Source organism: Pseudoalteromonas sp. P1-7a (genome assembly GCF_001401855.1).
Lineage (GTDB): Bacteria > Pseudomonadota > Gammaproteobacteria > Enterobacterales > Alteromonadaceae > Pseudoalteromonas.
In genome coordinates this window covers 1-1,530 of sequence record NZ_LKDU01000072.1, presented here as the reverse complement: position 1 = coordinate 1,530, position 1,530 = coordinate 1, and the positions used below count along the sequence as shown (strand labels likewise).

The window sequence follows — 1,530 nt, the reverse complement described above, 5'->3', positions numbered from 1 at the left end:
TTATGCTTTCCTGGTTGGTTTGTAGAGCTAAAGCAAAGGCCAGAATTTCCTATCGTTTCTCATAAACAATTAGTTAAAACGATTCTTTCTATGCGACAAGTAAACTTAAGCCAAGAGCAGCAGCGTGCTATTTGCTATCAAGTGATTCAGCGATCACTGCATGAAAGTAAAGCAATGTAAAAGCTACGCTTTTTGGACGAGCAATTCTATTAAGATTATGAAGTAAATGTATTCATCAGGTGGTGGTTGCTGTACATAAAAAAAACAGATATTATCAAAATAGGAACGTATTTAATTAAAAGGATTTAAATGAAAATAATCTACTTCTCTTTTTTAGTTCTATGCTCGCTTCATGTAAATGCAGCTATTTTAGATTGCGACTTACAGGGCAAAGATCGCTCTATTTATCAATTAGTAAAGCCAATAGCCCCCTTTGATGGTTGTAAAAAAGCGATTGATATTGAAGGCAATATCGTAGGTTATAAAATAAAGAAAGATGGCTCTTATATTGATATTTCATTTGAAGATGAAAACTTCACTCATGAAAAACACTTCTTTGTTGCAGGCAATAAATTGACAGTGAGAGAACTCCTCTTATCTATATATGCACCTTATGGTGAACCTGTAAACGAATATATTAAAGCCCAAAAACAGAACCTTTTAAAATCGACTTCTAGCGGCATAAAATATGACAAAGGTGGGGTTTATTTCTTTGATTTTGATGTGAATAACTCGGCTTATAAAAACTATATTACTTATATTGAAGAAGGTAAACCTAACGAGTTTATTGGTATAGGAACCGACGCAAGCAAAGAATTGCTGATAAAAATAATGTTTAACAAAGGAATGGATGATGTCTAAAAAATATGAAGATATTGATAACAAGGACGTAAAAAAGATATTAGAGGTGTTTTTTAGTAAAGGCACAGCTAGTCAAATAGAGATTAATGACAAAGTGATTGAGTTAGTTTGGGAGATGTTAGCTTCATCTAAAGAGTGTACAAAGGCTATGAACTTTGTACCAAGGCCACAAGGGTTGGCTGCTTCTCCTATGTATGTTGCTAAAGAGCTCGCCAAAATAGCGTATAGATTATCTTCTGATAAAGATGATTCTGCTTACCATGTTTGTAAGGTGTTTTCAGCAAGAGGCTATGCTACAAAAATTAAGTTAGCAGGCATGGGGCTGTAAATTTGCAATAAAAAGCTAAAGCTGGATACAAACTTTAGCCCTTCTCACGCGAGCAAGCTTTGCGCCTAAAGGTTTCACTGCTCATTTACTCCTCATTCTTTTCTCTTTGTGCTATACATCGTTTGAGTAATAAGAAGCTGCGCTTCTAACGTGAGCAAGCTCGACGTCTACAAGCGCGATATAAAATCGCGCCTACGCATCACACCCACGCCAGCGTAAAATTTAATTTGGTAGACGCGCAACTTGTTGGCGTTTTAAAAGCAGGGCTTTTACGGTGTTAATTTATTAAGTAATGAGACGCTGCGCTTCTAACGTGAGCAAGCTTAACGTCTACAAGTGCG

The 1,530-nt window shown here is 36.1% G+C and carries 2 protein-coding genes and 1 pseudogene; all 3 read left to right on the top strand.

What is annotated here, in order from left to right; translation table 11 throughout:
• Window positions 1–180 (top strand): annotated as a pseudogene (locus AN389_RS19465) (NERD domain-containing protein); the annotation flags it as partial.
• Between the two features lie 129 nt (window positions 181–309).
• Window positions 310–861, top strand: coding sequence for a hypothetical protein (locus AN389_RS19460; protein ID WP_055020498.1), 552 nt, complete (start codon window positions 310–312; stop codon window positions 859–861).
• Complete coding sequence (locus AN389_RS19455) at window positions 854–1,189, top strand: hypothetical protein (protein WP_055020497.1); 336 nt, start codon at window positions 854–856, stop codon at window positions 1,187–1,189. The genes AN389_RS19460 and AN389_RS19455 overlap by 8 nt, the downstream gene beginning before the upstream one ends.
• Window positions 1,190–1,530: the final 341 nt, after the last annotated feature.